At 66.9% G+C, this 24,922-nt stretch carries 27 protein-coding genes; 9 read left to right on the top strand and 18 right to left on the bottom strand.

Annotated features, from left to right (window positions below; all coding sequences use genetic code 11):
- Positions 1-32: 32 nt before the first annotated feature.
- The 4 genes from H289_RS0105485 to H289_RS29785 are packed head-to-tail and all read right to left on the bottom strand — an operon-like array spanning position 33 to position 4,424.
- Positions 33-653 (bottom strand): DUF1345 domain-containing protein, encoded by a 621-nt coding sequence (locus H289_RS0105485; RefSeq protein WP_029104818.1) that lies wholly within the window; start codon positions 651-653, stop codon positions 33-35.
- Positions 654-712: 59 nt separating this feature from the next.
- The gene (locus H289_RS0105480; RefSeq protein ID WP_020099752.1) at positions 713-2,212 is read right to left on the bottom strand and encodes a serine hydrolase domain-containing protein; all 1,500 of its coding nucleotides are present in this window, start codon (positions 2,210-2,212) and stop codon (positions 713-715) included.
- Between the two features lie 10 nt (positions 2,213-2,222).
- The gene (locus H289_RS0105475; RefSeq protein WP_051128411.1) at positions 2,223-3,602 is read right to left on the bottom strand and encodes an amino acid permease; all 1,380 of its coding nucleotides are present in this window, start codon (positions 3,600-3,602) and stop codon (positions 2,223-2,225) included.
- Positions 3,603-3,650: 48 nt separating this feature from the next.
- Complete coding sequence (locus tag H289_RS29785; protein WP_231387958.1) at positions 3,651-4,424, bottom strand: SMP-30/gluconolactonase/LRE family protein; 774 nt, start codon at positions 4,422-4,424, stop codon at positions 3,651-3,653.
- Positions 4,425-4,585: 161 nt separating this feature from the next.
- On the opposite strand from H289_RS29785, the gene H289_RS0105465 reads away from it, so the two are divergent.
- Complete coding sequence (locus H289_RS0105465) at positions 4,586-5,116, top strand: DinB family protein (protein ID WP_020099749.1); 531 nt, start codon at positions 4,586-4,588, stop codon at positions 5,114-5,116.
- Here the strand turns inward: H289_RS0105465 and H289_RS0105460 are convergent, their stop codons facing one another.
- On the bottom strand, positions 5,117-5,584 hold the full coding sequence (locus H289_RS0105460; RefSeq protein WP_020099748.1) for an SRPBCC family protein: 468 nt from the start codon (positions 5,582-5,584) through the stop codon (positions 5,117-5,119).
- A gap of 99 nt (positions 5,585-5,683) precedes the next feature.
- On the opposite strand from H289_RS0105460, the gene H289_RS0105455 reads away from it, so the two are divergent.
- Positions 5,684-6,286, top strand: coding sequence for a TetR/AcrR family transcriptional regulator (locus tag H289_RS0105455; protein WP_020099747.1), 603 nt, complete (start codon positions 5,684-5,686; stop codon positions 6,284-6,286).
- A gap of 83 nt (positions 6,287-6,369) precedes the next feature.
- A complete protein-coding gene (locus tag H289_RS0105450; RefSeq protein ID WP_155944036.1) occupies positions 6,370-6,645 on the top strand; it encodes a hypothetical protein in 276 nt (91 codons plus the stop codon).
- Between the two features lie 53 nt (positions 6,646-6,698).
- Here the strand turns inward: H289_RS0105450 and H289_RS29780 are convergent, their stop codons facing one another.
- On the bottom strand, positions 6,699-8,555 hold the full coding sequence (locus H289_RS29780; RefSeq protein ID WP_020099745.1) for a DUF222 domain-containing protein: 1,857 nt from the start codon (positions 8,553-8,555) through the stop codon (positions 6,699-6,701).
- A 272-nt stretch (positions 8,556-8,827) separates the two neighbouring features.
- Between H289_RS29780 and H289_RS0105440 the strand changes: the two genes are divergently transcribed.
- On the top strand, positions 8,828-10,198 hold the full coding sequence (locus H289_RS0105440; RefSeq protein WP_020099744.1) for a flavin monoamine oxidase family protein: 1,371 nt from the start codon (positions 8,828-8,830) through the stop codon (positions 10,196-10,198).
- On the opposite strand, the gene H289_RS0105435 is transcribed toward H289_RS0105440, so the two are convergent.
- Genes H289_RS0105435 through H289_RS0105425 form a run of 3 tightly spaced genes read right to left on the bottom strand, consistent with a single transcriptional unit; the run spans position 10,195 to position 12,741 of the window.
- Positions 10,195-11,559 (bottom strand): ABC1 kinase family protein, encoded by a 1,365-nt coding sequence (locus H289_RS0105435; protein WP_020099743.1) that lies wholly within the window; start codon positions 11,557-11,559, stop codon positions 10,195-10,197. The two genes, H289_RS0105440 and H289_RS0105435, sit on opposite strands and share 4 nt — an antisense overlap.
- 50 nt (positions 11,560-11,609) lie before the next feature.
- Positions 11,610-12,506, bottom strand: coding sequence for a hypothetical protein (locus H289_RS0105430; RefSeq protein WP_020099742.1), 897 nt, complete (start codon positions 12,504-12,506; stop codon positions 11,610-11,612).
- 4 nt (positions 12,507-12,510) lie between these two features.
- Complete coding sequence (locus tag H289_RS0105425) at positions 12,511-12,741, bottom strand: hypothetical protein (RefSeq protein ID WP_020099741.1); 231 nt, start codon at positions 12,739-12,741, stop codon at positions 12,511-12,513.
- A 114-nt stretch (positions 12,742-12,855) separates the two neighbouring features.
- Here H289_RS0105425 and H289_RS0105420 point away from each other — a divergent pair, with 114 nt between their 5' ends.
- A complete protein-coding gene (locus H289_RS0105420) occupies positions 12,856-13,500 on the top strand; it encodes a TetR/AcrR family transcriptional regulator (RefSeq protein ID WP_020099740.1) in 645 nt (214 codons plus the stop codon).
- 7 nt (positions 13,501-13,507) lie between these two features.
- Here the strand turns inward: H289_RS0105420 and H289_RS0105415 are convergent, their stop codons facing one another.
- Complete coding sequence (locus H289_RS0105415) at positions 13,508-14,071, bottom strand: peroxiredoxin-like family protein (protein WP_020099739.1); 564 nt, start codon at positions 14,069-14,071, stop codon at positions 13,508-13,510.
- Complete coding sequence (locus H289_RS0105410) at positions 14,068-15,168, bottom strand: oxygenase MpaB family protein (protein ID WP_020099738.1); 1,101 nt, start codon at positions 15,166-15,168, stop codon at positions 14,068-14,070. Before H289_RS0105410 ends, H289_RS0105415 begins: the two co-directional genes overlap by 4 nt.
- Positions 15,169-15,292: 124 nt before the next feature.
- On the opposite strand from H289_RS0105410, the gene H289_RS0105405 reads away from it, so the two are divergent.
- Positions 15,293-15,754, top strand: a complete 462-nt coding sequence (locus tag H289_RS0105405) for a nuclear transport factor 2 family protein (protein WP_020099737.1) — start codon at positions 15,293-15,295, stop codon at positions 15,752-15,754.
- Between the two features lie 5 nt (positions 15,755-15,759).
- On the opposite strand, the gene H289_RS0105400 is transcribed toward H289_RS0105405, so the two are convergent.
- Positions 15,760-16,782, bottom strand: coding sequence for a fused (3R)-hydroxyacyl-ACP dehydratase subunits HadA/HadB (locus tag H289_RS0105400; protein WP_020099736.1), 1,023 nt, complete (start codon positions 16,780-16,782; stop codon positions 15,760-15,762).
- 193 nt (positions 16,783-16,975) lie between these two features.
- Between H289_RS0105400 and H289_RS0105395 the strand changes: the two genes are divergently transcribed.
- The gene (locus H289_RS0105395; protein WP_020099735.1) at positions 16,976-17,863 is read left to right on the top strand and encodes an SCO6745 family protein; all 888 of its coding nucleotides are present in this window, start codon (positions 16,976-16,978) and stop codon (positions 17,861-17,863) included.
- Between the two features lie 24 nt (positions 17,864-17,887).
- On the opposite strand, the gene H289_RS0105390 is transcribed toward H289_RS0105395, so the two are convergent.
- From H289_RS0105390 to H289_RS0105370, 5 genes are all read right to left on the bottom strand, one after another.
- Positions 17,888-18,859 (bottom strand): IS481 family transposase, encoded by a 972-nt coding sequence (locus tag H289_RS0105390; protein ID WP_029104816.1) that lies wholly within the window; start codon positions 18,857-18,859, stop codon positions 17,888-17,890.
- 100 nt (positions 18,860-18,959) lie between these two features.
- Positions 18,960-20,057, bottom strand: coding sequence for an LLM class flavin-dependent oxidoreductase (locus tag H289_RS0105385; RefSeq protein WP_020099733.1), 1,098 nt, complete (start codon positions 20,055-20,057; stop codon positions 18,960-18,962).
- A 10-nt stretch (positions 20,058-20,067) separates the two neighbouring features.
- The gene (locus H289_RS0105380; RefSeq protein ID WP_020099732.1) at positions 20,068-21,093 is read right to left on the bottom strand and encodes an ABC transporter substrate-binding protein; all 1,026 of its coding nucleotides are present in this window, start codon (positions 21,091-21,093) and stop codon (positions 20,068-20,070) included.
- A 12-nt stretch (positions 21,094-21,105) separates the two neighbouring features.
- Positions 21,106-21,858, bottom strand: a complete 753-nt coding sequence (locus H289_RS0105375; protein ID WP_029104815.1) for an ABC transporter ATP-binding protein — start codon at positions 21,856-21,858, stop codon at positions 21,106-21,108.
- Positions 21,859-21,868: 10 nt separating this feature from the next.
- Positions 21,869-22,705 (bottom strand): ABC transporter permease, encoded by an 837-nt coding sequence (locus tag H289_RS0105370; protein WP_020099730.1) that lies wholly within the window; start codon positions 22,703-22,705, stop codon positions 21,869-21,871.
- Positions 22,706-22,935: 230 nt separating this feature from the next.
- On the opposite strand from H289_RS0105370, the gene H289_RS0105365 reads away from it, so the two are divergent.
- Together H289_RS0105365 and H289_RS0105360 are read left to right on the top strand one after the other, a co-directional pair.
- The gene (locus tag H289_RS0105365; RefSeq protein ID WP_020099729.1) at positions 22,936-23,685 is read left to right on the top strand and encodes an SDR family oxidoreductase; all 750 of its coding nucleotides are present in this window, start codon (positions 22,936-22,938) and stop codon (positions 23,683-23,685) included.
- Between the two features lie 35 nt (positions 23,686-23,720).
- Positions 23,721-24,632, top strand: a complete 912-nt coding sequence (locus H289_RS0105360) for an AraC family transcriptional regulator (RefSeq protein ID WP_020099728.1) — start codon at positions 23,721-23,723, stop codon at positions 24,630-24,632.
- Positions 24,633-24,645: 13 nt separating this feature from the next.
- Here H289_RS0105360 and H289_RS32840 read toward each other — a convergent pair whose 3' ends face one another.
- Positions 24,646-24,855, bottom strand: a complete 210-nt coding sequence (locus tag H289_RS32840; protein ID WP_141772309.1) for a hypothetical protein — start codon at positions 24,853-24,855, stop codon at positions 24,646-24,648.
- Positions 24,856-24,922 lie beyond the last annotated feature (67 nt).

Below are 24,922 nucleotides of genomic sequence, written 5' to 3'. Positions count from 1 at the left end.
GCCGTCCGCTGCGCGCTGATCGGTGAGTGGTTTCAGCCGACGAGGTTGATCACGAGATTGATCGTGCACGCGATGATCACGGTGCCATAGATGTAGCTGAAAAGGCAGTGCCGGAGGACTTCCGCCCGTATCCGTGAGTTCGTGACGTCGGTATCGGACACCTGGTAGGTCATCCCGAGGTTGAACGAGAAGTAGTAGAAGTCGCTGTATTGCGGATCGACATCGGGGTTGTTGAAGTCGATACCGCCGGGTTCGTCGTCGTAGTAGATGCGGGCGTAGCGCGCCGTGTACATGGTGTGCAGCAGCGCCCACGTCGCGAGGATCGCGGCGAGCGACATGCCTGCGTACGACGCCTTGTCCGCGTCATTGGCGGACAACAACAGGATTCCGATGGAGGTCAGGCTGGCCGTCAGGATGAGGAACAGGACCAGATCGCCGATCTCGTCGTCGACGTCGGCTTCACCGGCGTGCTCCTTCGTCTGGTCGGGGTCCATCCGCCACAGCGCCACGAGCGCCCAGAGGACGTAGCTCGCCGCGGTGACGATGACGACCGCCAGCAGGCCGACGGGCCACCGTTGCGACAAGATCCCGGTGGCCAGGCCGACTACGAGGCCCGCGGTCAAGCTGATCCAGAATCTGTTCGCACCGGAGATTGAGGTCACCCTGTGCATTCTCCTGCGGTGACGGTGATCTCGGCGCGCTTCTGCCCGCGTCAGCTCCCGTAGAGACGCAGCGCCCGCGCGGCTTCCGTGGCGATCTCGCCGCTGAGCCTCGCGATGGGTGGGCCGCCGCGTTGATGGATCACGTTGGCGAGCACCGCGACGTACGTGTCCGATCCGGGGTCGATCCAGAGGGTCACCCCGGTGAAGCCGGTGTGACCGAAGCTGCCGACGGGAAACACCATGCCGCGGGGTCGCGAGTGCTCGGTGTCGATATCCCAGCCGAAGCTGCGCAGTTCCTGTCCCGCGATGGCCGGATAGTTCGGCGCCAGCAGCGGATCCGTTGTGTTGGGGTGATTTTCGGTGGCTGCTCGGCTGGCCGCATCTGCCGCGGGCACCTGTCCGGCGTTGTGCCCGGGCTGTTGCGGCGTCGCCATCAATTCCGCGGTGGACGGTGCCAAGGGGAACAGGCTCGGACGTCCGGCGAGCCGATCGAGCAGTGCCTGCGCGTAGCAGCCGATGTCCGCCACCGTCGAGAACACTCCCGCGCTCCCTCCGGTGCCGCCCATCCGCCGGGCCGTCGGGTCATGCACCGTGCCGCGGATCAACTGGTCGAAGTCGGGGTTGATGCCGGGCGTGTCGTCATCGTGGGCGGTCGGCGCGACACGCGCCAGCAGGTCGGTGCTCCAGGTTCCCGGCGGGCACGGGCCCGATGGTCCGCCGGTGAAAACAATTGCCGTACCGCGAACTTGGTGCGGACCGCATGCCTTGGTGGCGGGCAGGTACCGGGTGTCGGCAAGATCGAGTGGCGCAAAGACGTTGTCCTGCACGTAGTTGTCCAGGGATTCGCCGGTTATCTTCTCGATCAGGGCGCCGAGAATGATGAAGTTCAGGTCGGAGTAATGGAATCCCTCGCCCGGACCGAACTCCAAAGGCGCTGTGAGCGCACGACGAATGCCCTCCGCCTTGTCGGCACTCGTCAGCCCCCACGGGCCTTGGTGACTGAGATCGCCACCGGTGCCGGACGTGTGCGTCAGCATCATGCGCACCGTCACCTGGGCGCGGCGTGGATCGTTGGTCGGATTGAACTCCGGAAAGTAGGTCTGGATCGGTTCGTCGACCTGCACCAGGCCTTTTTCGTACAGCTGCAGGAAAGCCACCGTCGTCGCGATGCTCTTCGACAACGATGCGAGATCGAAGATGGTGTCGTCGGTCATCGGTTCGGCCGGTGCGGAGGATCCGTCCAGTGCGGGTTCGTCGTCGAGTCGGCGAGCGCCGTAGGCCTGTCGGAAGACGACCTTGCCGCCATGCCCGATCTGAATCACCGCGCCGGGCAACCGATGTGCCGCGATGGCGTCATTCACCAGGCGGGACACTGCGGCGAAGGGTCCGGTGGGAATGACGCTGGGCACCGGAGTGGCGGCCGCAGAGGTCGTGGCCGGAGGCTGAGCGGCCGGCGAGGTCGCAACCGGCGGCGGCGTCGGATGGCCGCATGCCGCGAGGGCAAGCGCCACCGCGGATACCCGTGCGACGTGCGACCCCGACACCTTCACCGCTTCGACGTTAGCGCCTGACTCGGTTCAGCAGGGACCCGACGATGAGCAGACCGCAGAACCACAGCGGCAATGCGATCGCTCCGGAGTGCGACGACGGGTCCAGCGTCATCAGGACGTAGATCAGTGCGAAATACGCGAGGCACAGGTAGTTCGTGATCGGCGACAGCGGTGTCTTGAAGACACCGGCGCCTTCGCGCGCCCGGAATCGTAGGTGGCTGAGCGCAATGATGCTCCACGTGATCAGCTCGGCCCCGACCACGACGGGAATGAGGACCGCGAGAGCCTTGCCGGGCAGCACGATGTTCAGCAGTACGGCCACGGCGACGAATCCGGAGTTGAGCAGCAGGGCACGCACCGGCACACCGCGGGCGTTGGTGTGGGCGAGGAACCGGGGGGCCTGGCCGCTGGCGGCGAGGTCGTACAGGACACGCGCGTTGCTGTAGGTCATGACGTTCGCCACCGACAGCGCGGCGGTCAGGACGACGACGTTGAGCAGCGTTGCGGCGCCGCCGATCCCGAGGCCGACGAGCATCAGCACGAACGGGCTGCCCTCGGTGCCCACCTTGTCCCACGGCCAGATGATGAGCATGACGCCGATGGCACCCACGTAGAAGAGCAGGATTCGCAGCAGAACCTGATTGATGGCGCGGGGGATGTTGCGGGCGGGTTCCTCGACCTCGCCGGCGGCGGTGCCCAACGACTCGATGCCGCCGAACGAGAACGTGATCGCGACCAGCGAGATCATGAAGGCGCCGAGCCCCTTCGGCGCGAAACCGCCATGCGCCCACAGGTTTTCCAGTCCGTGCACGTTGTAGTCGCCGGCGCCGAAGATGATCGCGATGCCGAGGACGATCATGGCGATGACGGCCGTCACCTTGATCAGCGTGAAGTAGAACTCGAATTCGCCGAACGCCTTGACGTTGATCATGTTCGCGGCGGTGATCAGCACCAGACACACCGCGGTCGTGATCCAGCGCGGCAAGTTCGGGAACCAGAAAGCCATGAACTCCGAAGCGGCCGTCAACTCCACCATGCAGACGACGACACAGACGTACCACCAGTTCCAGCCGGCGATGAATCCCGCCGGCTTGCCGAGATATTCGCGCGCGTACGCCGACCACGACCCCGCGACCGGATGGGCGACGGCCATCTCGCCGAGCATCCGCATGACCCCGTAGAGGACGATGCCGGCGATGGTGTAGCCGAGCAGAACGATCGGCCCGGCGGTCTGCACTGACGTGCCGGAGATGAGGAACAGGCCCGTCCCGATCGCGGAGCCGAGCGAGATCATCTGCAGATGACGGTTCTTCAGGTCGCGGTGCATCGGGGCGTCGGTCGTGGAGACGGCACTCCGCGGTCCCTCAGCGGAACGGGTGCTCGGAGCCATCGGGTTGCCTTCCATTCGGTGTGATCGCGTGCTGGTGAGGGGCTGGGACTACGTCGGTGCGGCGGGTACGTCGACGCGGGTCCGCAACACCCGCCCGGCCGACTCGCCCCGCACCAGGCCGTCATGCGTGGTGTCGTCGACAATCAGGTACAGCGTGCGCCCGTCGGCGCCGCCCAGGGTGGGCGCGACGGCCCAGCCGTGGTCGACGGTGATCCGGTTCGTCACCGTGCCGCCGGCGATGACGCGCAGGAACTCGCCGGAGTCGTAGCAACCGACCCACACGCCGCCCTCGGCGTCGATGCACAGCCCGTCGGGGTGGCGACCGGGGCCGAGATCGGCGAACACCGTGGGGGAGCCGAGACTTCCATCGGGCTCACTCGAAAAGGCAAGCAGGCGTGACCCGTTCGTCTCACTGACGACAAGGGTCGACCCGTCGGGAAGAAAGCCGAGGCCGTTGGGCACGGCAAGTCCGGTCGCGACGACGCGGACCGTCCCGGCGGAGTCGACGAGGCCGATCTCACCCACCAGCGCATTGTGCGTCTGCTGGTAGAGGTCGACGTACGCGCGGCCGTCCGGGGCGACGACGAGGTCGTTGGTCGACCACGCCCGGTCGCCGAGATCGAACGTCGCCGCGATGTGCCCCTGCGGGTCGACGTGGTGGATCTTCGCTTCGAAGAGCGTCGAGACCACGAGCGTTCCGTCGGGCAGCCAGCCGAGTCCGGAAGCGCGGGGAACCTCGGCCGCCACGGTGAGGTCGCCCGTCTCGCCGGCCGAGTACACCCGGCCGGTACGTCGCTGAACCACAGGCGGCCGTCGTGCCATCGTGGACCTTCGCCGTACACGAACCCGTCGATGAACGGCTCAACAGCTGTTGACGTCGTCGTCGGACCATCCCCTTCGCTCGATGAGTGCGTAGAGGCTATCCCGTGCTGGTGGGAGACCTATCCGAATCACCGTGCCCGACCGGGTGCGACACTGGTCCGGTGACGATTCCGGACGCGATCGAACCCGACACCAAGGACTGGACGTGGGTGCTGGCGCGCGCCTGCCCGGAATGCGGCTTCGACGCGTCGTCTCTCCAGCACACCGACGTCGCCGCCCGGATTCGCGACGACGCCGCCGACTGGGTGCACCGTCTCGCCTCGCCCGGCGTCCGGACCCGGCCCGCGCCCGACGTCTGGTCGACGCTCGAATACGGAGCCCATGTCCGCGACGTGCACCGCATCTTCAACCACCGCGTCCAGCTGATGCTCACGGAGGACGATCCACAGTTCCCCAACTGGGACCAGGACGAGACGGCGATCGCCGACGACTACGGGTCGCAGGACCCCGCGGTGGTCGCGACGGAACTTTTCGACGCCGCGAACATCGTCGCCGACACCTACGCCAACGTACCGGCCGACTCCTGGGATCGCCGCGGATTACGCAGCAACGGAAGCGAATTCACGATCGCGACCATTTCGCTCTACCACCTGCACGACATCGTTCACCACGCGTACGACGTCAGCCGTTGACTACTCCGCCGCGGCTTTGATCGCCTGCAGGGTCTGGCGCATCCCGTCGCGCATGGATGCGGTGAAGACGTCCTGCCCGCCCATGTAATTGTCAATGACGTGGACCGTCCCGTCGGGGCTGCCGTCGGGGCTCTCACGCCGCTGGGTGAGCTTGGTCCCGCCCGATGTGGGCTCGAGGCGCAGCGACCAGATGGCCCAGTTCTCCTTGATCCGGAACGCGATCTCGCGGCCGTTGTCCAACCGGATGATGGTGCCGTGCGTCTTCCATTGGAAGGTGCCGTTGTTGTTCAGGTTGGTGAACTCGACACCGTCCGCGACCTGCTCGGCGCCGCCGCGCAGCCGGGTTGATTCGACCTGCGGGCTCCACTCGGCCATCCGGCGGACGTCGCTGACCAACGTCCACACCGCGTCGGGCGGGGCGGCGATGTCGATGCTCTCCTCGAGCGCGGGTTGCGGATTCGAAGTCATGCGGGCACTCCAATCGCGAAGTTAAACGTCCGATCGGACGTGTTTCGGAGCCTAGCGATCACAGAGATTTACGTCCAGTCGCACGTATAAAATGCGGAGGTGACAACCGACGATCAGCCGGATGGGCGACGCGTCCGCGGTGACGCGACCCGGCGGAAGGTCGCCCACGAGGCGGCGATGATCGCGACGACGCACGGGCTCGACTCGATCACGGTCGGCGCGCTGGCCGCGGCGACCGGGGTCAGCAAGAGCGGCATCCTCACGGTGTTCGGGAACCGCGAGGCGATCCAGGTCGCCGCGGTGGCCGAGGCGCGGAACATCTATCGCGAGACGATCATCGCGAAGGCGTTTGAGGCCGCCCCCGGCGCGCCGCGGCTGCGTGCGCTGATCGACGCGTGGGTCGACTACCTGACCGCCGGTGTGTTCCGCGGCGGTTGCTTCATGGCGGCGACCACGGCGGAATACGGCCGTCGCGATGGTCCGGTCGCGGACGGGGTCAGGAAGCTCAAGCGGGGCTGGCTGCGGCTGCTGGAAACCGAGCTTGCTGTCGCGGGCTCGCCGGCCCCGGCCGACGACGCGTTCAAGATCGACGCGTTTCTCACAGCTGGCAACGGCCGAAGGGAATTGTTCGCCGACGACGCCGAGCTGCTGCGCGCCAGAGACCTCGCGATGGGCGTCGTCGGCCAACTCGCGGGCACCTAGTCGGCGATTGGCCGATTCCTGGTCCCGGTGCGCTTTGCCGGCGTAGCTTCAGGTGCATCTGACGATGCGAACTGGGGGTTGCTATGGCATCGAGAACACTTGGCCTGCTGGCGGCGGGAGCGGGTGCGGTGGCCGTCGCCCTATTGGGAGCGAACCCGCCGGACGGTGTCTCACTGGCGATCCAGCCGTTCCCGGCGTGCTTCCCGTGGGAATGGAACTGCGGGCCCGGCGGCTTCTCGACCCCGGCCGATGATGGCATCCCCGGCGACAACTCCGCAGAAGGTGGCATTCCCGCTTCCGCGGTCGTGCCGAACGTCGACGGTTCGCTCAGCCCGCCGGGCATGCCGGGCGACGTGTAGCTCGCCGCAATACCCCTGAAAGTCATGCCTTTTCAGGGGTACATACGCGTCACTCAGAGTGGCGGCGGGATGTCTTGTTGCTCTGCGGGTTCGGCGGCCGCGGCAGCCTCGGCGGCTTCGCGTTCTTGGCGTTCTTTGCGTAGGCGGTCGAAGGCTTCTTCTGCGGCTTCGTGCTCGTCGATGTCGGCTTGGTTGAGGGCGCGTTCGTAGGCGATCTGCTGGGCCTGGTTTTGGGCGCGGGTGCGGCGGCGGATGGGCATCATGATGCCCCGGCCGGGAGCCGGTGGGGTGTCCAGATCGGGCGCGTCCGGTGGCAGTGGGCCCGGTAGTGGGGTGTCGGTGACCTTGCGGGGAAACAGGATTCGGCATTCGGGCACGCTGATGTAGGTGTGGCCGGTGGGCGCGGTCCACACGATGGTGCCGTCGGGTTGTTGACGGTCCTGCCAGCCGTCGGGCCCGCCGTAGAACGTTTTCAGCAGGTGGTGTTTGCGGCATTTAGGGCTCAGGTTGCCCGGATGCGTCGGCCCGACCGGCCACGGAATCGTATGGTCCACATCGCAGTTGGTGGCGGGCTGGTCGCAGCCGGGGAACATGCACGTCATAGCCCGCACCCGCACGAACTCATCCATCGCCGCCGACGGCCGGTACCGCGGCACTCCATCGAGGTCGGTGGCCGAGGCGACGGTGCGGACTTTCGCGCCGCGGGCCACCAAGTCCGCGAGCACCGCCGGGGGCACTACGCCGCCGCCGAGGACATAACCGACCGGGGTGCGCACCGGTGCTGGGGGTTTAGTGACACCGGCTACCGGAGCGGGACTGGACGACGCGTCAGGCGCGGTACCGCTGGCCGGTTCGGCCGCAGCAGGAGTCGGGGTTTCGGCAGACTGCGAGTCGGCTGCCGGTGCGGGGTCGGGCATCGGAGTCTTCGCCGTGTTGTTCAGGGGCGCAGGTGCGGGCGTGAAGACCGCCTCGGGTGTGGGCTCACGTTCGGCTGTGGGCTCGGGCGCGAAGTCCGACTCAGGCGCAGACGGGGCAGGCGTGGGCACCAGCGGCGCCGCCGGGTCCCCACTGAGCAGCGGGTCCGCCACCGGCACCGGCAGCGAATCGGTCAACACGTGGATCACCACCGCGGTGGCACGGGCATCAGGTCCAGCGGCCGGGCAGTCGGGATTGCCGCACTGGCACGCCAACCGATCCCCACGAGCCGCCAACACCCCCAGGGCGTCGGCGCGGCGTTGCCCGAAAGTGCGGGGATCGTTCTCGCACACCTGCCGGGCCATCTCGGTCAGCACCCGATCGAGTAGCTCGGCGTCGGTGGCCAGCAGCGCACCCCAGATCGACGCCACCCCGGTCTCATCATCCGGCTTACCGACCCCGACCCCGCGGCGGCGGGCCGCCGAGCGCACCTTGATCACCGCGGCCGGATCGAACTTCTGCACCCAGCCGTCGATCTTGCGTTCAATCTTCTTGCGGGACAATCCCGCCCACTCACACAACGCCCCCGCCAATGCGGCATCGATCACGGCGAGCGTGTTGGGGTCCTCCACCAGGCGGGTGCGCCAGCAGATCAGCGACACCGTCCGCGCCGACACGCCACCGTCGGCGAACACCGCCGCCACCTTCGGCAACCGGAAGCGCAACGCGACCGCGATCGACAGCTGTCCCGACGCTTCGCGCTTCCCCAGACCCAGCGCGGCTCCAACTTCGGCGACAGCAGCATCCCAGCCATCGCACGCCCACCACTGCCGGCCATCTTGATCGTCGACACGCAACATCGCCAAGTCGGCAATGGCCGTGAACTTCCCGGACTCGGCGATATTCGACACCCGGGCGAAGTGGATCATCGCGTCGACCACGGAGACGTCGTGCACGAGAACTCCCGTGCCATCGATTCCCACGTGTTCGAACATATATTCGATTATGCCAGACGGGTCTGACACGTGCCAGTGATGCATCAGGACATCGGTGACACTTGGGCCCGCAGACGTGAGTGTCAGCCGCGACTGCGTGAAAGCACATTTACGCGCGCGCATATTTTGTGCAAATCCGGATTCGGCACCGGCCAGGCCGGCGTACCTTGAGCTCAGCCCACCCTCGCCGTCGATGAGCTGGCCAGGCCAACCGCACCTGATCGCAGGGCGTGTGGCACGAGCACGGAACTTCCGAAGCGAAGGGGCGACTCATGACAGCCGATGTCGATTTCTGTGTTGTGGGAGCGGGTTTCGCGGGTTTGACCGCCGCCCTGCGGCTGAAACAGGCGGGCCGCTCGGTGGCGCTGCTCGAAGCGCGGGACCGGGTCGGGGGCCGCACCTTCACCGAAGTGCTGCCGGACGGGACGTGGATCGACCGCGGCGGCGCGTGGGTCGGGCCGGGGCAGGACCGCATCAAGGCCCTGATGGCCGAATACGGCGTGACCGAATACAAGGAGTACGTCGACGGCGACGCCATGATGATCGTCGACGGCAAGAAACACCGGTACTCCGGCACCATCCCCTGGGCGATGAGTCCGTGGGCCATCGCCAACCTCGGCGCGGGCCTCCTCGAGATCGGGCAGATGTGCAAGACCATTCCATTCGACGCCCCATGGGAGGCGAAGAAGGCCGCCGAGTGGGACCGAATCACCTTGGGGGAGTGGCTGCATCGCAACATCCGCTCACATCAGGCGCGCGAGATGCTCGACATGGCCATGGCCGGCATCTACACCTCGGCCGCGTCGGAGACGTCACTGTTGTGGGCGTTGCATCAGATGGGCTCCGGTGGCGGCCCGGTGTTCGTCATCTCCAACGCCGGCGGCGCGCAGGACGCCCGGGTGCGCGGTGGTATGGGCGCAATATACGGGCCGATGGCCGCCGAACTCGTTGACGCGCTGCATCTTTCGCGACCGGTGGACCTCATCGCGCAGGACGACGACGGCGTCACCGTGCACGCCGAGCGGTTGACGGTTCGGGCTCGGCACGCGATCGTCGCCGTCCCGTTGGCCGTCGCCACCCAAATCGACTATGAGCCAATGCTTCCCGTCGACCGGATGTTCCTGCACCGGCGCATGCCGAGCGGCGCCGTGTTCAAGATTTCGATCGTCTACGAGACGGCGTTCTGGCGTGCGGACGGTCTGTGCGGGCAGTCGGCCGCCCCGGGCACTCCGGCGACGCTGACCATCGACGCCTGTACCGACACAGGCACGCCGGGCATCATGTGCGTCATCACCGAAGGCCCGGCCGCGCGCAAGCTCGGGCTGCTCGATCCGGCGGAACGCAAGGCCGTCGTCGTCAATGAACTGGTGGACCGCTTCGGGCCGCAGGCTGCGGCACCGGTGAGCTACCACGAACAGAACTGGACGGTCGAGCGCTACTCGGGTGGCGGCATGATTGGTCACGCGCCGCCCGGCGTCCTCACCGAATTCGGCCACGCGCTGCGGACCCCGTGCGGGCGGATCCATTGGGCCGGAACGGAAAGTTCGGCCATCATGTGTGGCTGGATCGACGGCGCCGTGCGTTCCGGAGAACGTGCTGCTGCCGAGGTGCTGGCGGCGGACAGCGTGGTCCACGCGGGCTAGCGGCTCGCGCGCCACCGCGCGATCTCGCGGCCGATCTCGGTCTCCGCGGGTCGGTCGAAGAACCATTCCTGGCCGATCCGGTACCAGTTGTTGGTGCTCTGCAGATGTCCCAGCGTGCCGAAGGTGAGGAAGTCGGCACGTCGGGAGAAGACGTGTTCGGGTGGCAGCATCTGCCGCTTCATCCCCGCGAATTCGGTCTGCCGTGGATCGATGGCCGAGACGACGGCGCCGGTGGCCAGCTCAGGCGTGATGGTGAGGTCCTCGTCGATCATGTGCCATTCGCTCGCGGCCCAGATGTACTCCAGGCAATCCTGTGCTGTCACACCGGATTCCGTGTCCACGATGCCGCGGTCGAGCATCAGGCGGTACAGGTCATCGGCCCGGCCGTCGATCGCGGCTTGAAAGCAGTCCAGCTCGAACGCGACGTTGGCCGGGTCCATACGGTTGTACAGCCCGAAGTCGACGAAGCCGACGCGGCCGTCGGCGGCCAGCATGATGTTGCCCGGGTGGGGATCACCGCAGAATTCGTGGTTGGCGAACAGCGAGCCGATATAGAAGCGGTAGACCAGTTCTCCGATGCGATTGCGGTCGGCCGCCGGCAGCGTGCGCATGTGCTCGAAGCCTGCGGCGTCGAGGTATTCGGTGACCAGCACCCGCGGTGTGCAGAACTCGACCACGCTGTCGGGGACGACGATGAACGGGTGTCCCCGGTACTGTTCGGCCACCATGTGCTGCGTCTCGGCCTCGCGCAGGTAGTCCAGTTCGCTCTCGAAGTTCCGGGTGATCTCGTCGAGCATGGCGGTGTTCGCCGACGGCCACAGCCGCCAGAGCTTCATCAGCAGGGCGAGATTGCGCATGTCGGCCTGGATGGCCCGATCCACGCCGGGGTACTGAACCTTGACGGCGACGTCGCGGCCGTCGCGCAACCGGGCTCGGTACACCTGGCCGATTGATGCTGCGGCCGTGGGGGATTCGTCGAAATCTGCGAAGACGCCGGACAGGGGACCCAGGTCGGTTTCCATGACCTCGCGCATGGCGCTGAACGGCGCCTGCGGCGCCTGATCCCGTAGCGCGGCAAGCTTTTCCCGGAACTGCTCCCGATGCGATTCCGGCACCAGATCCAGCTCGATCACCGACAGCATCTGGCCGAGCTTCATCGCGGCGCCCTTCATGGAGCCCAGCACCGTCACGAGATTCTCGGCCATCTGGATGGTGGCCCGCTCGGCCAGCAGCTCTTTGGCGCGTTCCGACCGGCCGACCATCGACAGCCGGGTGCGGCCGCCGCGCACAGCTTGCTTCGCGGCGAGGGCGCCCAGCTTGCCGCCCCGCGCAAGACGCCCTTCAGGCAGTCGGCGTGCCACGCTGCCTCCCACGGAATCGGTGCAACGACGCCATCAACGTACCGGCCCGGTTATGCAGGTGTCTCGTGTGCCCAGGACTCGGCTTCGCGGGCGATCCGTTGCCAGGCTTCGAGGCTCGCCAGGCGTGCGCGGGCCTCACCGTCCAGGACGGCGGAGATTTCGAGTACCTCTGTGACAACGCCTTCGGTCTGGGCGACCTCGAGTACGTGCGCGACGACGTCGACGTCGGGATGGTCGAGCAGTTCGGTGACCGCGGGCCGCGCGAGCTCGGGGTCGATCCGGTTCAGCAGGGACAGTAGCGCTGCCAGCACCTCCGGCTTGCCCGCGGCGGCAGCCCGGGCCATGCGCAACGACCGGTCCGGTCCGGCCGCCCGCATGATGTCGTTCATGACGTGCGTGTCCGACACCAGTACGCCGGTCAGGATGATGCCCTCGTCGTCGTCGATGGCCCGCTCGAACGCCACGATGAGTTCGTCGGTGGCGAATTCGACGAACCGCGACGCGGTCAGGTAGTCGCGGCGCCGCAGCAGTTCCTTCGCGGCCGGGATCAGCAGCTTGGCGGGCAGTCGCGGGGCGAAGTGCGGGATGACCCGAGGGTCGACGTACGGTGCGGCGTCGGCGAGGTACGCCGGTTTGAGTCCGGACAGCACGCCGATGGCGCGGTCTCCGTGCGCCAGTCCCACCGCGCCTCCGACGCGCCCCGCGACTTCCGGCGGCACCGCGCGGTGAGCCACGGTGACCACCAAGGCATTCGGGACCAATGGCGCGAGCTTGCCGACGCGTGCGAAGGCCTCGGCCTGTTCGTCGAACAGCGCGTCGGACAGTGCGCTGCGAAGCGCCTTGAGGTCGTCGGCACCGAGTCGTTCGAGGCCGGACAGGTCTGCGGCATCGGTCTGTAGCAGTGCGGCCAGCAGCGACAGTTGTGCGCGGGTCAGGATGTCGGCCATCACGTCACCGTCCGAACAGGATCTTGCGGGCGGCGGGCCGGATCAACCGGGGCAGGACTTTGAGCCCGTCGTCGAGGGAGTCGTTCAGGCTGCGCTGGTGGGCCACCTTCGCCTTCCTGAGCAGACCGAGCAGCTGGGCTGATTCCTCGGGGGTGAGCTTCTCGAGTACTTCCCGCGGTTGTCCGAGCTCGTCGAGCAGCGGGTTGTCTGTACCCCGGGTAGCGGCTTTGTCCATTCTAAATAACTACCACATTCGGATGGTGTAGCTATCCGAAGATGCCCGGATGGCTGGAAAAGGGCCCTTAAGCTGGCCCGTTATCTGGATAGCGATAGTATCGAGGCTCGTCGTATGGAGAATGTGGAGGGCGTGGTGGCGGCTCGGAAGGTGCTGACGCGGGCGGAGAGCCAAGCGCAGACACGGCAGGAACTGCTAGACGCCGCGGAGCAGCTCTTCTACGCCAACGGGTACCACGCCACGTCCCTGGCGGCCATCGCAGCGGAGGCCGGACGCACCATCGGTGCGGTCTACAGCAACTTCGAGGGCAAAGAAGCGCTGTGCCTCGAGGTGATCCGCAACCGCTCCATGGCCGAACTCAATCAACTGCTCGGGCCGCTCGTGGCGGCCGGCGTCTCCACCGACGACAGGCTGGCCGCGCTGGCGAGTTGGTGGGCCCGCATCGGCGCCGAGCCGAACCTCGTCGTGCTGACCGCTGAATACGTCACCAGCACCTTCCATAATCCCGAACAGCTCGCCAAGGCTCGTGAGGCGCTGGAGCGATTCAAGGAATCGACGCGGGTGTTGCTCGAAGATGCTGTGCCGGAAGGGGTTCCGGCAGACCACCCGCTCATGGACGACGCCATCGAAGTAGCGGTGGCGACCGGCGCAGGTATCGCCATGGCACAGGCGCTGGGCACGATCGACGCCGAGCGGGGTGCGGCGCTGATGGTCGCCAACATGCGGTTGTGGTTCGACGCGCTGGTCGTCGGCAAGTAGCGCCGAGTCAGTCCGTCCCTGCCGTCACCCGTTGTGCCGCAATGGCGCGGAGCGCTGCGACCACGTCACTCCCGGCCGCCAGGTCCGCGGCGTACCGCGCTCGGTGTTCCCACGTGACCCGTCGGCCGCCTCGTTCGACGACGAACACGCCACCGAGCCGGCGCGGATCGCCGGTGCGCTGATAGGGGTAGATCCCGGCCCGGACGAAGTCGAGGAAGGCGGTCGCATTCCGGATCGGGTTCAACCATCGCCGTCGGGCGGCCAATCCCATTGTGCGGTAAAGGGTGTGGTCCTGAGTGGCCATGACGGGAGTGCGGGAACCGGCCCGCTTCCGGAAAGTGAAGCCCTGGATCGACGTGCCGATGCCAATCAGGATCACTTGGGCGCCAAGCGCTTCCACTTCATCGACGTGCGCCGTCAACTCTCTGGCTTGGGCCAGGCCGAAGGTGCTGCCGAACTGCGGCAGGAACACCAGCGCCACGGGTCCGTCGTGCCAGAAGTCCTGAAACTCGTGCAGGTGGTGCCTGTCATCCAGCACACGCTCATTGCTGATGACATCGACCCGGCTCAACTGATCGCTCCCACAGCCTCATTCGCTCGGTCGGCCGAGTCGGTCGGCGCGAACGGGCACATCGTGCCGCGTTTGCCGTGCTGCAGGGTCAGGCCAGGGTCGTGCGTCATCTCGACGAAGCCGGTGCTGTCGGCATGGCGAATCACGTTGTGCAGGTAGCCCCACATTTCGGGGCCGAAGTACGGGATGAAGATGCGGTCGAAGACGGGGTTCTCCAACGCCTTGACGGTCGCCTTGACCAATAGTGAGCCCAGCCGCGGTCGCATCCGGTAGTCATCGAGGCCGCAGATCTGCCGGACATACGGCGTCAACAGTGGGATGGCGGCCCAGATCGCCACGCGCATCAGGGTTCCGAGGACGAGGTTCGGGTTCAGTGGTGTCACCGGTGGATGGGTCATGAAATCGGTGAGTTCCTGCGCCGGGCGCGTGAAGGCCATGAGCTCCTGCTCGGCCCGCTGCACCCAGGCTTCGACATCCTCGGGAGTGTCCGGCAGCTCGCCCGCCGGCATACCCATCAGCTGACAAACCCTGACCTGCTCGCGGTAGAACTGGCGCTCCTCTTCGTCGGTCGCATTCGGGTCGCCGAAGGCCTTGTACGCGCGCCACAGGTGCGGCCAGCCCACCACGTAGGTGAACTTGAGCGTCTCGACGTGGTTGGCCTGAAACAGCTCGCCGGTCGCGGGTACCTCGCCGGTGATGTGAGAGTGCTTGCGGAACAGGTCAACTCCCACCTTTTCGGCGCTGGCGGTGTCGCCCGCTACGGCGCCGGCGAAGAAGTGCAGGCTGCGCCGGATGCGGCCGATCGTGTCGTAGTAGTACGTCGTGTGATGGCCGACGCCGTACGCCCCGTCGGGGTCCAGCACCGAGATGAAAAGCCCTGAGAGAGCGCCCATTCCGGCAACCATGACGTTCTCGTAGACCTTCCAGCTGATCGACTCGGGCCCGAAGTAGCCGTTGTCGATCCGTGGGGCCTCGGCTATCGCCAGGGCTTTCTTCCCGTTCTTGCCGTGCAGCTTGAGCAGGAAGTCGTACCGGCGGTCGATTCTCTGGCGTTCGGCTTTGGGCATCGCGACGTCCTGTAGGCGGACGGACTTCATGGGCTCCTCCGGTACCAATTGAAATAGCAACGTTATTCCAATGGTGACGTTACTCCAACCGGGGCGGGCCGACAAGACTTGCGGCCGCCATAGGATGCGGAGGACGAGCAGGACGGAGAACTGGATGTCAGACGCCGCAACGCACAACGCCGTGCAGAAGTTGGTGGACGCTGAGGAGTTGCGGACGGGCTTGGGCACGTTCGCGCGCGTGGTCGACGGCAAGCGATGGGCGGAGGCTTCGCAGGTCTTCGCCGACGACGTCACGTTCGACTATGGCGACCAAGGGCCGCAGTCAGGCCTGCCCGCGCTGGTGGCGACGTTCCGCCGATATCTCGAAAAGTGCGGCGGCACACAGCATCTCATCGGTTCCATCCAGGTCGAGGTGCGTGACGACGACACGGCAGTGACCCGGGCGTACGTACAGGCCCGGCACCAGGGCCTCGGCCCGCTCGCGGCGGACACCTTCGACACCAACGGCGAATACACCGACACCTGGGCCAGGCGGCCCGAAGGCTGGCGGATCGTCAACCGCATCAGCCGGTGGTCGGCGATGTCAGGTAATCCCGCGGTTTTGTTCCCGCAGTAGCGGGATCAGCGGAAGCGGACGTCCATGGTCGCGAGGCCGAAGATCTTCTTGCCGCCCGACTTGGCGCCGACGATGACGACACCCGTGCGGGTCTCGGGATCCAGCGATTTGATCTTGCCGCTGAACTCGATGTCGCAGCCTTCGGTGGCCGGCACCACCGCGGGCGCCGACAGGCGGACGGTGTAGCGACTCACGGCACCGGGGTCACCGGACCACGTCGAGGCGTATCCGGCACCCAGGCCCATGGTCAGCATGCCGTGGGCGATCACGTCGGGCAGCCCGGCCAGTTGCGCCAGGTCCTTGTCCCAGTGAATCGGGTTGGCATCGCCGGCCACGCCGGCGTAGTTCACGAGGTCGCCGAGCGACAGCCGCAGGTGACTCGCGGGCAGTTCGTCACCGACGGACACGTCGTCGAACGAGGGAGTCCCCGGCGTCCGGGCCGAGTCGGTGGCGAACCGGATCTCGCCTTCCGGACGCACCGTCTTGCGGTACTCCTCGGAGCCGATGTCCAGGATGTTCATGTCGTGCATCATGGCCTTCTGCACGGCCGTCTTGACGTCGCCGTCGATGTCCTCGGCCGTCACGCCGACGACGGTGGTGTGCAGGGTGTGGACCCGCTCGCCCTTGGTGTCGGTGAAGGTGTTGGTCACGGTGATGAAGTCGCGGCCCGCGGTCCGGCGCACCGACGTGAGCTCGACGTCGATGACCAGCTCATCGCCCGCCACGATCGGGCGGTGTTGTTCGAAGACCTCTTCGGTCTGCAGGTAGGTGTCATAGCCAACGACGATCGACTCGAACATCCGCCGGTTGCACTTCATGCCGGGGGTCGAGGTGAACGTGATCGGTGCGATGACGTCGGCGTAGCCGAGCTCATTGGCGGCAGCGACGTCCCAGTGCGCGGGGTGGTAATCCTGCACCGCGCGGGCGTACTCGCGCAGCTTCTCGCGGCCGACCAGGTAGGTGCCGTCCATCTGGTAGTGGTGGCCGATCCGCGCTTCGAGCGGCGACGCTTCTGCTGCTGTCGTCATGACTGTGCCCAACTTTTCTATCGACATGTTCGCTGAGGCCGACCAAAGCACCCTACGTGGCGAGGTGGTGCCAACACACCTCGATGCGCCGTCTACCTGCGCGGGGCGGATGCAAATGTGCCGAAAACCACGCGATTCCCGGCAGCACAGTGGCTGTTCGCGGGTGCCGGAGGCCCCGTGCTTGACTGGCAGCATGGCCCGCACACCCATTTTGGCCCGTCGGTTGTTCGAGCGATTCGAACCCGTGCACGCGATCACGTATTTCGCGCCCGAGGCGCGGGCTGCGGCCGTCGACCTCGGCTATCGCAGCTTCTGGAGCGGCTACTTCGTCACCAGGTCAGCACCACTGGGCCCGGTGCCGCCGCAGGTCGTCGAGGCGGTCTTCTACAACTTCGCCGGCCATCGCGTCACGAAGTCGCTGGCCGGTGCGTGGGACATCGCGACGCCCCAGCAGGCGATCGCGGCCAGGGAAGCGGGCGCGGTCGCCGCGTTGCGTCGCTACGGCCTGGTTGCCGACGAGAACCTGCGCACCGCCGCCGATCTGCTGGGCCGGGCCGCGCGAGACGCGGCGGTCGACGGTCGTCCCTTGTTCGCCGCGCTGTCCGCGGTGCCGTGGCCCGACGAGCCCGTGGCCGCGCTCTGGCACGCGGCTACCCTGCTGCGCGAACAGCGGGGCGACGCCCACGTCGCGGCCCTGGTGGCGGCCGGCATCACGGGCCGCGAGAGCAATGTGCTGCACGTCGCCGCCGGCCGGACCACCAAGGAGAAGGTCCTGGCCACACGCGACTACGACGAGGCCGAGTGGGCGGCGGTGACGGCGCAGCTCGCCGAGCGCGGTCTGTTGACGGCCGACGGTTCGCTGACCGATGTGGGTCGCGAGCTCAAGGCCGACATCGAGTACCGCACCGACGCGGCCGCGCTGCCGACGCTCGACGTGCTGAGCGACGCCGAGGTCGAGACGCTGTTCCAGACGCTCACCCCGATTGCCCGGATGGTGGTCGCCGGCGGCGATCTACCGGCGATCACCCCGATGGCGTCGCGGCACAGCGATCTCGGCGATCCCAGCGCGAACCTCGGCTAGGTGTCGTGACCTGACACGTTGTTGTCAGGCGGCGAGCCGACTGATGGGTGGTTTTCCGCCGAGGGCGGAGTGGCCTCGTTGAGTGTTGTACCGGTGGAGGAATCGGTCAAGGCCTTGTGTGCGTTGGCCGTTGGAGGTCCACGGGCGGGCGTAGGCCCATTCGTTGAGCAGGGTCCGGTTGAAGCGTTCGGCTTTGCCGTTGGTCCAGGGGCAGCCGGGTTTGATGAAGCGGCGTTTGAGCTGCCACGCTGAGCACACCCAGCCCCAGTTGGTGCCGCGGCGGTAAACCATCGCGTTGTCTGTCAGCAGCCGCCGCGCGCGCACGCCGTGGCCGGCGAACCAGACCAAGGCTCGGTGCAGAAATGCTGCGCAGGTGAGGTCTTTTTCGTCGGTGTGCACTTCGCTGTAGGCCAGCCGGGTGCGGTCATCGATGGCGGTGTGGATGTAGTCGTAGCCGATCTTGGTTTTCTTGTGCCGGTTAGCAACTGACACTCTGGCGTCGCGTCCGTGCAACCGCCAACCCCCACCGTCAGGGATGCGGCCGAGCTTTTTGACATCGACATGGACCATGGCCCCCGGTAGGCGATGTTCATAGCGGTTCGCTGGGCGCCGCGAGGTACGCACCGACGTGCCGGTGATCGGATCGATCGCCGACAGATGCGGCACGTGATGGCGCGCGAGAATCCGTCCGATCGTCGACGGATTCAGATTCAGTTCCGCTGCCAGGACCACCGCACCGCGCTTGCGGCGGGCCCGGGCGGCCAGCACTTTCTTTTCGACCCGGTCGCTGGTGCGCCGGGGCATGTGATGCGGGCGTGAGGATCGGTCGGCCAGTGCCGCTTCACCGCCTTCGGCGTATCGGCGCAGCCACTTGTAGACCGTGGACCGTGAAATGCCGAGTTGCTCGGCCACATGCGCCGCTGGCCACCCCGCGGCGACACGCTCAACGATCAGGCGACGAGCGAACAGGTTGGTACGGGCGTTAGCGTGAGACACGAGGACCTCCTACGGGTGAATGCCAGACACATCCACTCCGTCAGGAGGTCCTCCCCATTTCAAGCAGGCACGCCGTCAACAACCTCCCAGGTCACGACAGCTAGGCGGCGAGGGCGCCGCGCTTGCGCAGCAGCGGCAGCACGCCTTCGGCGAACCAGTAGGCCTCTTCGAGGTGCGGGTAGCCGGAGAGGATGAACTCGTCGAATCCGAGGTCGTGGTATTCGGAGATCAGCGACGCGACTTCTTCATGGCTGCCGACCAGCGCGGTCCCGGCGCCGCCGCGGACCAGCCCGACACCGGCCCAGAGGTTCGGGTAGACCTCGAGGTGGTCGAGCCGGCCGCCGTGCAGCGCCGTCATGCGCCGCTGTCCTTCGGATTCGGAATTAGCATGCAGCGCAGTGGCTTTGGCGATCTGCTCGGGCGTCAGCTCGGCCAGAAGGGAATTGGCGACGGCCCAGGCGGCCTCCGAGGTGTCGCGGGTGATGGTGTGCAGCCGGATGCCGAACCGCAGGGTGCGCCCGCGGGCCTTGGCCAGCTCGCGCACCTGCGCGATCTTGGCCGCGGCGGCAGCCGGCGGCTCGCCCCATGTCAGGTAGACGTCGACGTGCTCGGCCGCGATGGGCAGGGCCGCCGGCGACGATCCGCCGAAATACAGCTGCGGCAACGGGTTCGGGGGCTCGGACACGCGGGCATCGGTGACGGAGTAGTGCCGGCCGCGGTAGTCCACGGGGCCGCCGCGCCAGATATCGCGCACGATCTCGAGGAACTCGCCGGTGCGTTCGTAGCGCTGGTCGTGGCTGAGCCAGTCGCCGAACCGGCGCTGTTCGACATCGTCGCCGCCGCTGACGATGTTGAGCAGCAGGCGTCCTTCGGAGAATCGCTGGAAAGTCGCGGCCTGCTGTGCGGCCAGGGTGGGCGGCACCAGGCCGGGCCGGAACGCGACCAGGAATTTGAGTCGTTCGGTCTGCTCGAGCAGCGCTGCCGACGTCAACCAGGCGTCCTCACACCAGGTTCCCGTCGGCGTCAGGACCCCTTCGAACCCGAGACGGTCGGCGGCGCGGGCGATTTCACCGAGGTAGCGCAGGCTGGGCTTGCGGTATGACGCCGGAACCGTGTGGTGCGATGACGCGTGCGACGCACCGACGATCGAGCGACTGTCACCGTTTGTGGGCAGGAACCAGAAGAACTTGGCGGACAAGACGATCCTCCTATTTTGCGGTGGTCCAGAACTGTGACAACTGATCGCCGAACCGGTTGTCGACGAACTGCGAGAAGGTGGTTTTGTGGTCGATCTGTCCGGACTGGGCGAATGCGTCGGCGAGCTGCTGCTCAGACGCGATCACCGCGGCGTTGATGGGAATGGCCAGCCGCAGGCTCCGAGACTGCGCGACGCGGGCCACCTGGGGATCGATTCCGATTGCGGCAGCGTACTTTTGGTACCACTCGTCGGGGTGGTCCTTGGCCCAGAGCGAGGCCCGCGCCACCCGTTGGACGAAGTCGGCCAGCGCGCTGTTGCGTTTGGCGTCCTGCAGCGCGGCCACCGCGGCGATGCCGAATCCGTAGCCGTTGGTGACGCTTTCGGCGGTGGCGACGGTGCGCACCTTGAGCTGGTTCTGGGCCAGGGCCGTGTACGGATCCCAGATGGCCCAGGCATCTGCCTGGCCCTGGCTCAGCGCGGTGAAGGCGTCGGCCGGCTGCAGGAACACCAGCTGGATGTCCTTGACCGTCAGGCCGGCCTTCTGCAGCTGGAGCAGCAGATGGCCGTGTGCCGAACTGCCCTTGCCTACGACGACCTTCTTCCCGCGGAGGTCGGCCACGGTATGAACCGCCGAGCCGGCAGGGGTGAGGATCTGGTCACCGGCGGCGCTGTTCGAATAGGCCGCGATGACACGGATTTTCGCGCCTGCCGCGGCGCCGAAGATCGGCGGCGTGTTCCCGGTGACGGCGAAGTCGATCTTGCCCGCGGTGGCCGCCTCGACCTGCGGCGGCCCGGAGGTGAACGTCGAGAACTGCACCTTGTAGGGCACGTTGTCGAGCTCCCCGGCGGCCCGGAGCAAGGACTCGGTGCCGCCCTTCTGATCGCCCACCTGCAGCGTCAGGCCGGTCAGGTCCGATGCCGGAACTGTCTGCGGCACAGCCACTTCGTTCTTGGTGTCACGGCTGGAGACGCAGGCGCTGAGCAATGCGCCGGCGGCGAGGATGGATACCAGGCGTGCTGCCCGGGAATGTTTCACAGTGTTCTCCCGTCAGACACCGAGTTGCGCGAGCAGCTCGGTGCGGTAGTCATCGGTGCGTCGGTCGCGCTGGTCATGCGGCTGGCGCGGATTCTCGATCTGCAGGGTGTGCGCCACGCGTCCGTGCTCGAGCACCACGATGGTGTCGGCCAGCGCGATGGCCTCGTCCACGTCGTGCGTGACGAGGAGCACCCCGAAGTTGTGCTGGCGCCAGAGGTTCAGCAGCAGGCGGTGCATCGAGAGTCGGGTCAGGGCGTCGAGCGCGCCGAACGGCTCATCGAGCAGCAGCAATTGCGGCTCTGCCACCAGTGCGCGGGCCAGGGACACCCGTTGGGCCTGCCCGCCGGACAGGGTCAGGGGCCAGGACTGCGCCTTGTCGGCGAGGCCGACCTCGTCCAGGGCCTGATCGGCCCGGGAAAGTGCTTCGGCGCGGGACAATTTCGTGCGGGTGAGGCCGTAGCGGACGTTGTCGCGTACGGATCGCCACGGGAACAGGCGGGGCTCCTGGAACGCGACGGCGGGTGCGCCCTGGACCTGGCGTTCGCCCTGGAAATCGCCGGCGAGGCCGGAGAGCACCCGCAGTATCGTCGATTTGCCCGAGCCGCTACGCCCGACGAGGGCGACGATCTCGCCACGCTTCACCCGAAGGCTGACGTCGTCGAGCACCCGATTGGCGCCGTACCACTTGGCTACCGAGCGCAGCTCTGCTGCGGGCGGTTCCGATACCGCGGGCGGTTCCACGGGTACTTCGTAAAGTGCTGTCACGGGGTGCCTTTCAGACTCGATAGCGCAAGGCACGGCGCTCCAGGACCCGCACCAGCGCGTCGGTGATGATGCCGAGCAGCGCGTAGACGACGAGACCGAAGATGATCACGTCGATGCGGAGGAAGTCGCGCGCGTTGTTGATGAGGTAGCCGACGCCGGAGTCGGCGTTGATCTGTTCAGCGACGATGAGCGTGAGCCACGAGATGGCCAACGATTGCCGCAGCCCGACGAGGACCTGGGGAGCGGCGCTGGGGATAACGACCGTCCGCAGCCGCTGGAGCGGCGAAAAGCCGAGTACGGCAGCCGTTTCGAAGAGCTTGGGGTCGACCTGGCGGATTGCCGACGAGGTATTGAGGTAGAGCGGGAATGCCGCACCCAACGCGACCATGAGCACCTTGGGCAGTTCGCCGATGCCGAACCAGACGATGAACAGCGGGATCAAGCCCAGGTGGGGCAGCGCCCGGATCATCTGCATCGTCGGATCGACCGTGGCGTCGGCCCACTTCGAGAACCCCACGAGGGCGCCGAGGGCGGCGCCGATGACTCCGCCGAGGAACAGGCCCTCGGCGGCGCGGATGCCGGAGATGCGCAGTGCTTCGGCGAGTTGACCGTTGCTGATCAGCTCGATACCGGCCTCTGCGATGGTCTGGGGCGCCGGCAGGACCTCGGGATTTATGAGGCCCCACGCGCTGCCGGCCTGCCACAGGAAGAGTACCGCCAGCGGTGACAGCCAGCGGATGATTTCCCAGCGCCGAGCGCGGACGCGGCTGAGCCAGGAAACCGCCTGCACTGCAGCAGGTTCAGTACCGGGTGCCGCGGCGGCCACCGGGGCCTCGCGGGTGGTCATCACGCTCCTAACGTCGACGGCTATCGGTCAGGCGCGCACGCCATCACACCGAAATTAGGAGGCCGTCCATGGGGTGTGAAGATTTACCGTCGCCCTGATTCCACGGGAACGGGGGTGGCCGACCGCCTGCAGCGCTGTTTGTGAGCGCACGAGGTTGCCAAGACGATCACGCATGGATCTCAGACGAAAGCGCATTGATCGTCGCGTTCGGTGACCCTACGTTTTGAGTTATGAAGACAGTGATGATCACGGGTTGTTCGTCGGGCTACGGGCTGGAGATTGCCCGGCACTTCCATGCGCAAGGCTGGAATGTCGTCGCGACCATGAGAACGCCACGGCCCGAACTACTTCCGGACTCGGACCGAATCAGGGTGCTGGCGCTCGACGTCACGGATCCGCAGAGCATCGCCGGCGCCATCGCGGCCGCCGGCCCGATCGACGTGCTGGTCAACAATGCCGGCGTCGGGGTGGTGGGCGCGTTCGAGGCCACCCCGATGGCGACGACCCGGGAAGTGTTCGAGACCAATACCTTTGGCGTCATCGCCATGACGCAGGCCGTGGTCCCGCAGTTCCGTGAACGACGGTCCGGCGCCATCGTGAACGTGACCTCCAGCACGACATTGGCGCCGATGCCGCTGGCGGCGGTGTACACCGCGAGCAAGGCGGCGATCGAGGGGTTCACCGGCTCGCTGGCATTGGAGCTCGAATTCTTCGGAGTGGCCGCCAAACTCGTCGAGCCGGGCTACGGACCTGGCACCAACTTCACCGCCAACGGCGCTTCCCGGATGGACGGCCTGCTGCCGCCGGAGTACGAGGAGTTCGCGGGTCCGGTCATGGCTGCATTCGGCGACGTCGACGTGTTCACGACGGCGTCTGACGTCGCCGAGGTCGTCTACCAGGCCGCGACCGATACGTCGGGCCGGCTGCGGTTCGCGGCGGGCCCGGACGCGCTGGCTCTCGTCGCCGCGCAGAGCGAATAGACACGTACTCGCGCTGTCGCGGGTACCGTGTCGAAATGGCAACGGACCCGCTCGATTTCATCGTCGCGCTGTTGCAGTCCCGGGCGGTGCGGTCCAAGATCGTGGCCGGTGGCGGTCACTGGAGCATCCGCAAGCCGCGTTACGCCGATCCGTCTTTCTCTGTGATGCTCGAAGGCGCATGCTGGTTCCTTCCGGAAGGCGGCGACGCGATCGAGCTCCGCGAAGGTGACTTCCTGCTCCTGCCCGAGACACCGAGCTTCGTGTTGGCGAGCGATCCGGCACTGCCGCCGGCGGATGCGCCGATCGACATCGACGGTGACGCCGCCTACGGCGACAGTGCGCCGACAATGCGGATGCTGGGTGGGTACTTCCAGTTCGATCGGGCGAACGCGGAATTGGTTGCCCGGCTGTTGCCGCCGGCGATTCTCATCCGGCGCGGCGAACCGGGTGCGTCCCGTCTCGGCCGCATCGTGGAGCTGATCGCCGAGGAGGCCGGCGAGCACAACCGGTGCCGGGACCTCATCCTCGAGCGCCTGGTCGAGGTGCTGCTCATCGAGGCGTGGCGGTTCGAGACCGACCACGCGTCGGTCGAGCAGGGATTGCTTGGGGGACTGGCTGATCCGGCGTTGTCCGGGGTTCTGCGGGCATTGCACGCCGATCTGGCCGGGCAGTGGACGGTGGAGAAACTGGCGCGCACGGCGGGGATGTCCCGGGCCGTTTTCGCCGAGCGGTTCTCGCGTACCGTCGGCATCCCGCCGATGCAGTACCTGACGGAATGGCGGGTCGCGCGGGCCAAGGAATTGCTGCTGGGCGAGCGGCCCGCGCTGTCGGCGATTGCCGGCAAGGTCGGCTACAGCTCGGCAAGCGCCTTCAGCGCGGCATTCGCGCGGGTGGTCGGATGCTCGCCGGCGGAGTTCGCCAAACGTGGCGATCGCGGTGTGGGGTAGCGGCGAAAATGCTTCAGAGCCGGTACATCTCGCGTGCCATGGCGGCTTCCTCGAAGGATTCGTCGCGCCGCGGCGGATAGTAGTCGGCCCGGTGTTCAGGCCAATGTGTGCGGCTCTGAATCCACGTGCCGGCTGCGGTGAGCGCGTCGGCGAACTGCTGAGCGCTGTGGCGCAGCCAATCCCGCAGCATTTCTGCGGGGGTCGGAACGTGTGCGTGTGTCATGGCATCGACGCTACGAATCCGTCTGGCTGTACACATCGCGCCCAGGGCTGATCTCGATGTCCGACCA

The organism is Mycobacterium sp. 360MFTsu5.1 (genome assembly GCF_000383495.1).
GTDB classification, from domain to species: domain Bacteria; phylum Actinomycetota; class Actinomycetes; order Mycobacteriales; family Mycobacteriaceae; genus Mycobacterium; species Mycobacterium mucogenicum_B.
This window is presented reverse-complemented; position numbering and strand designations above follow the sequence as displayed.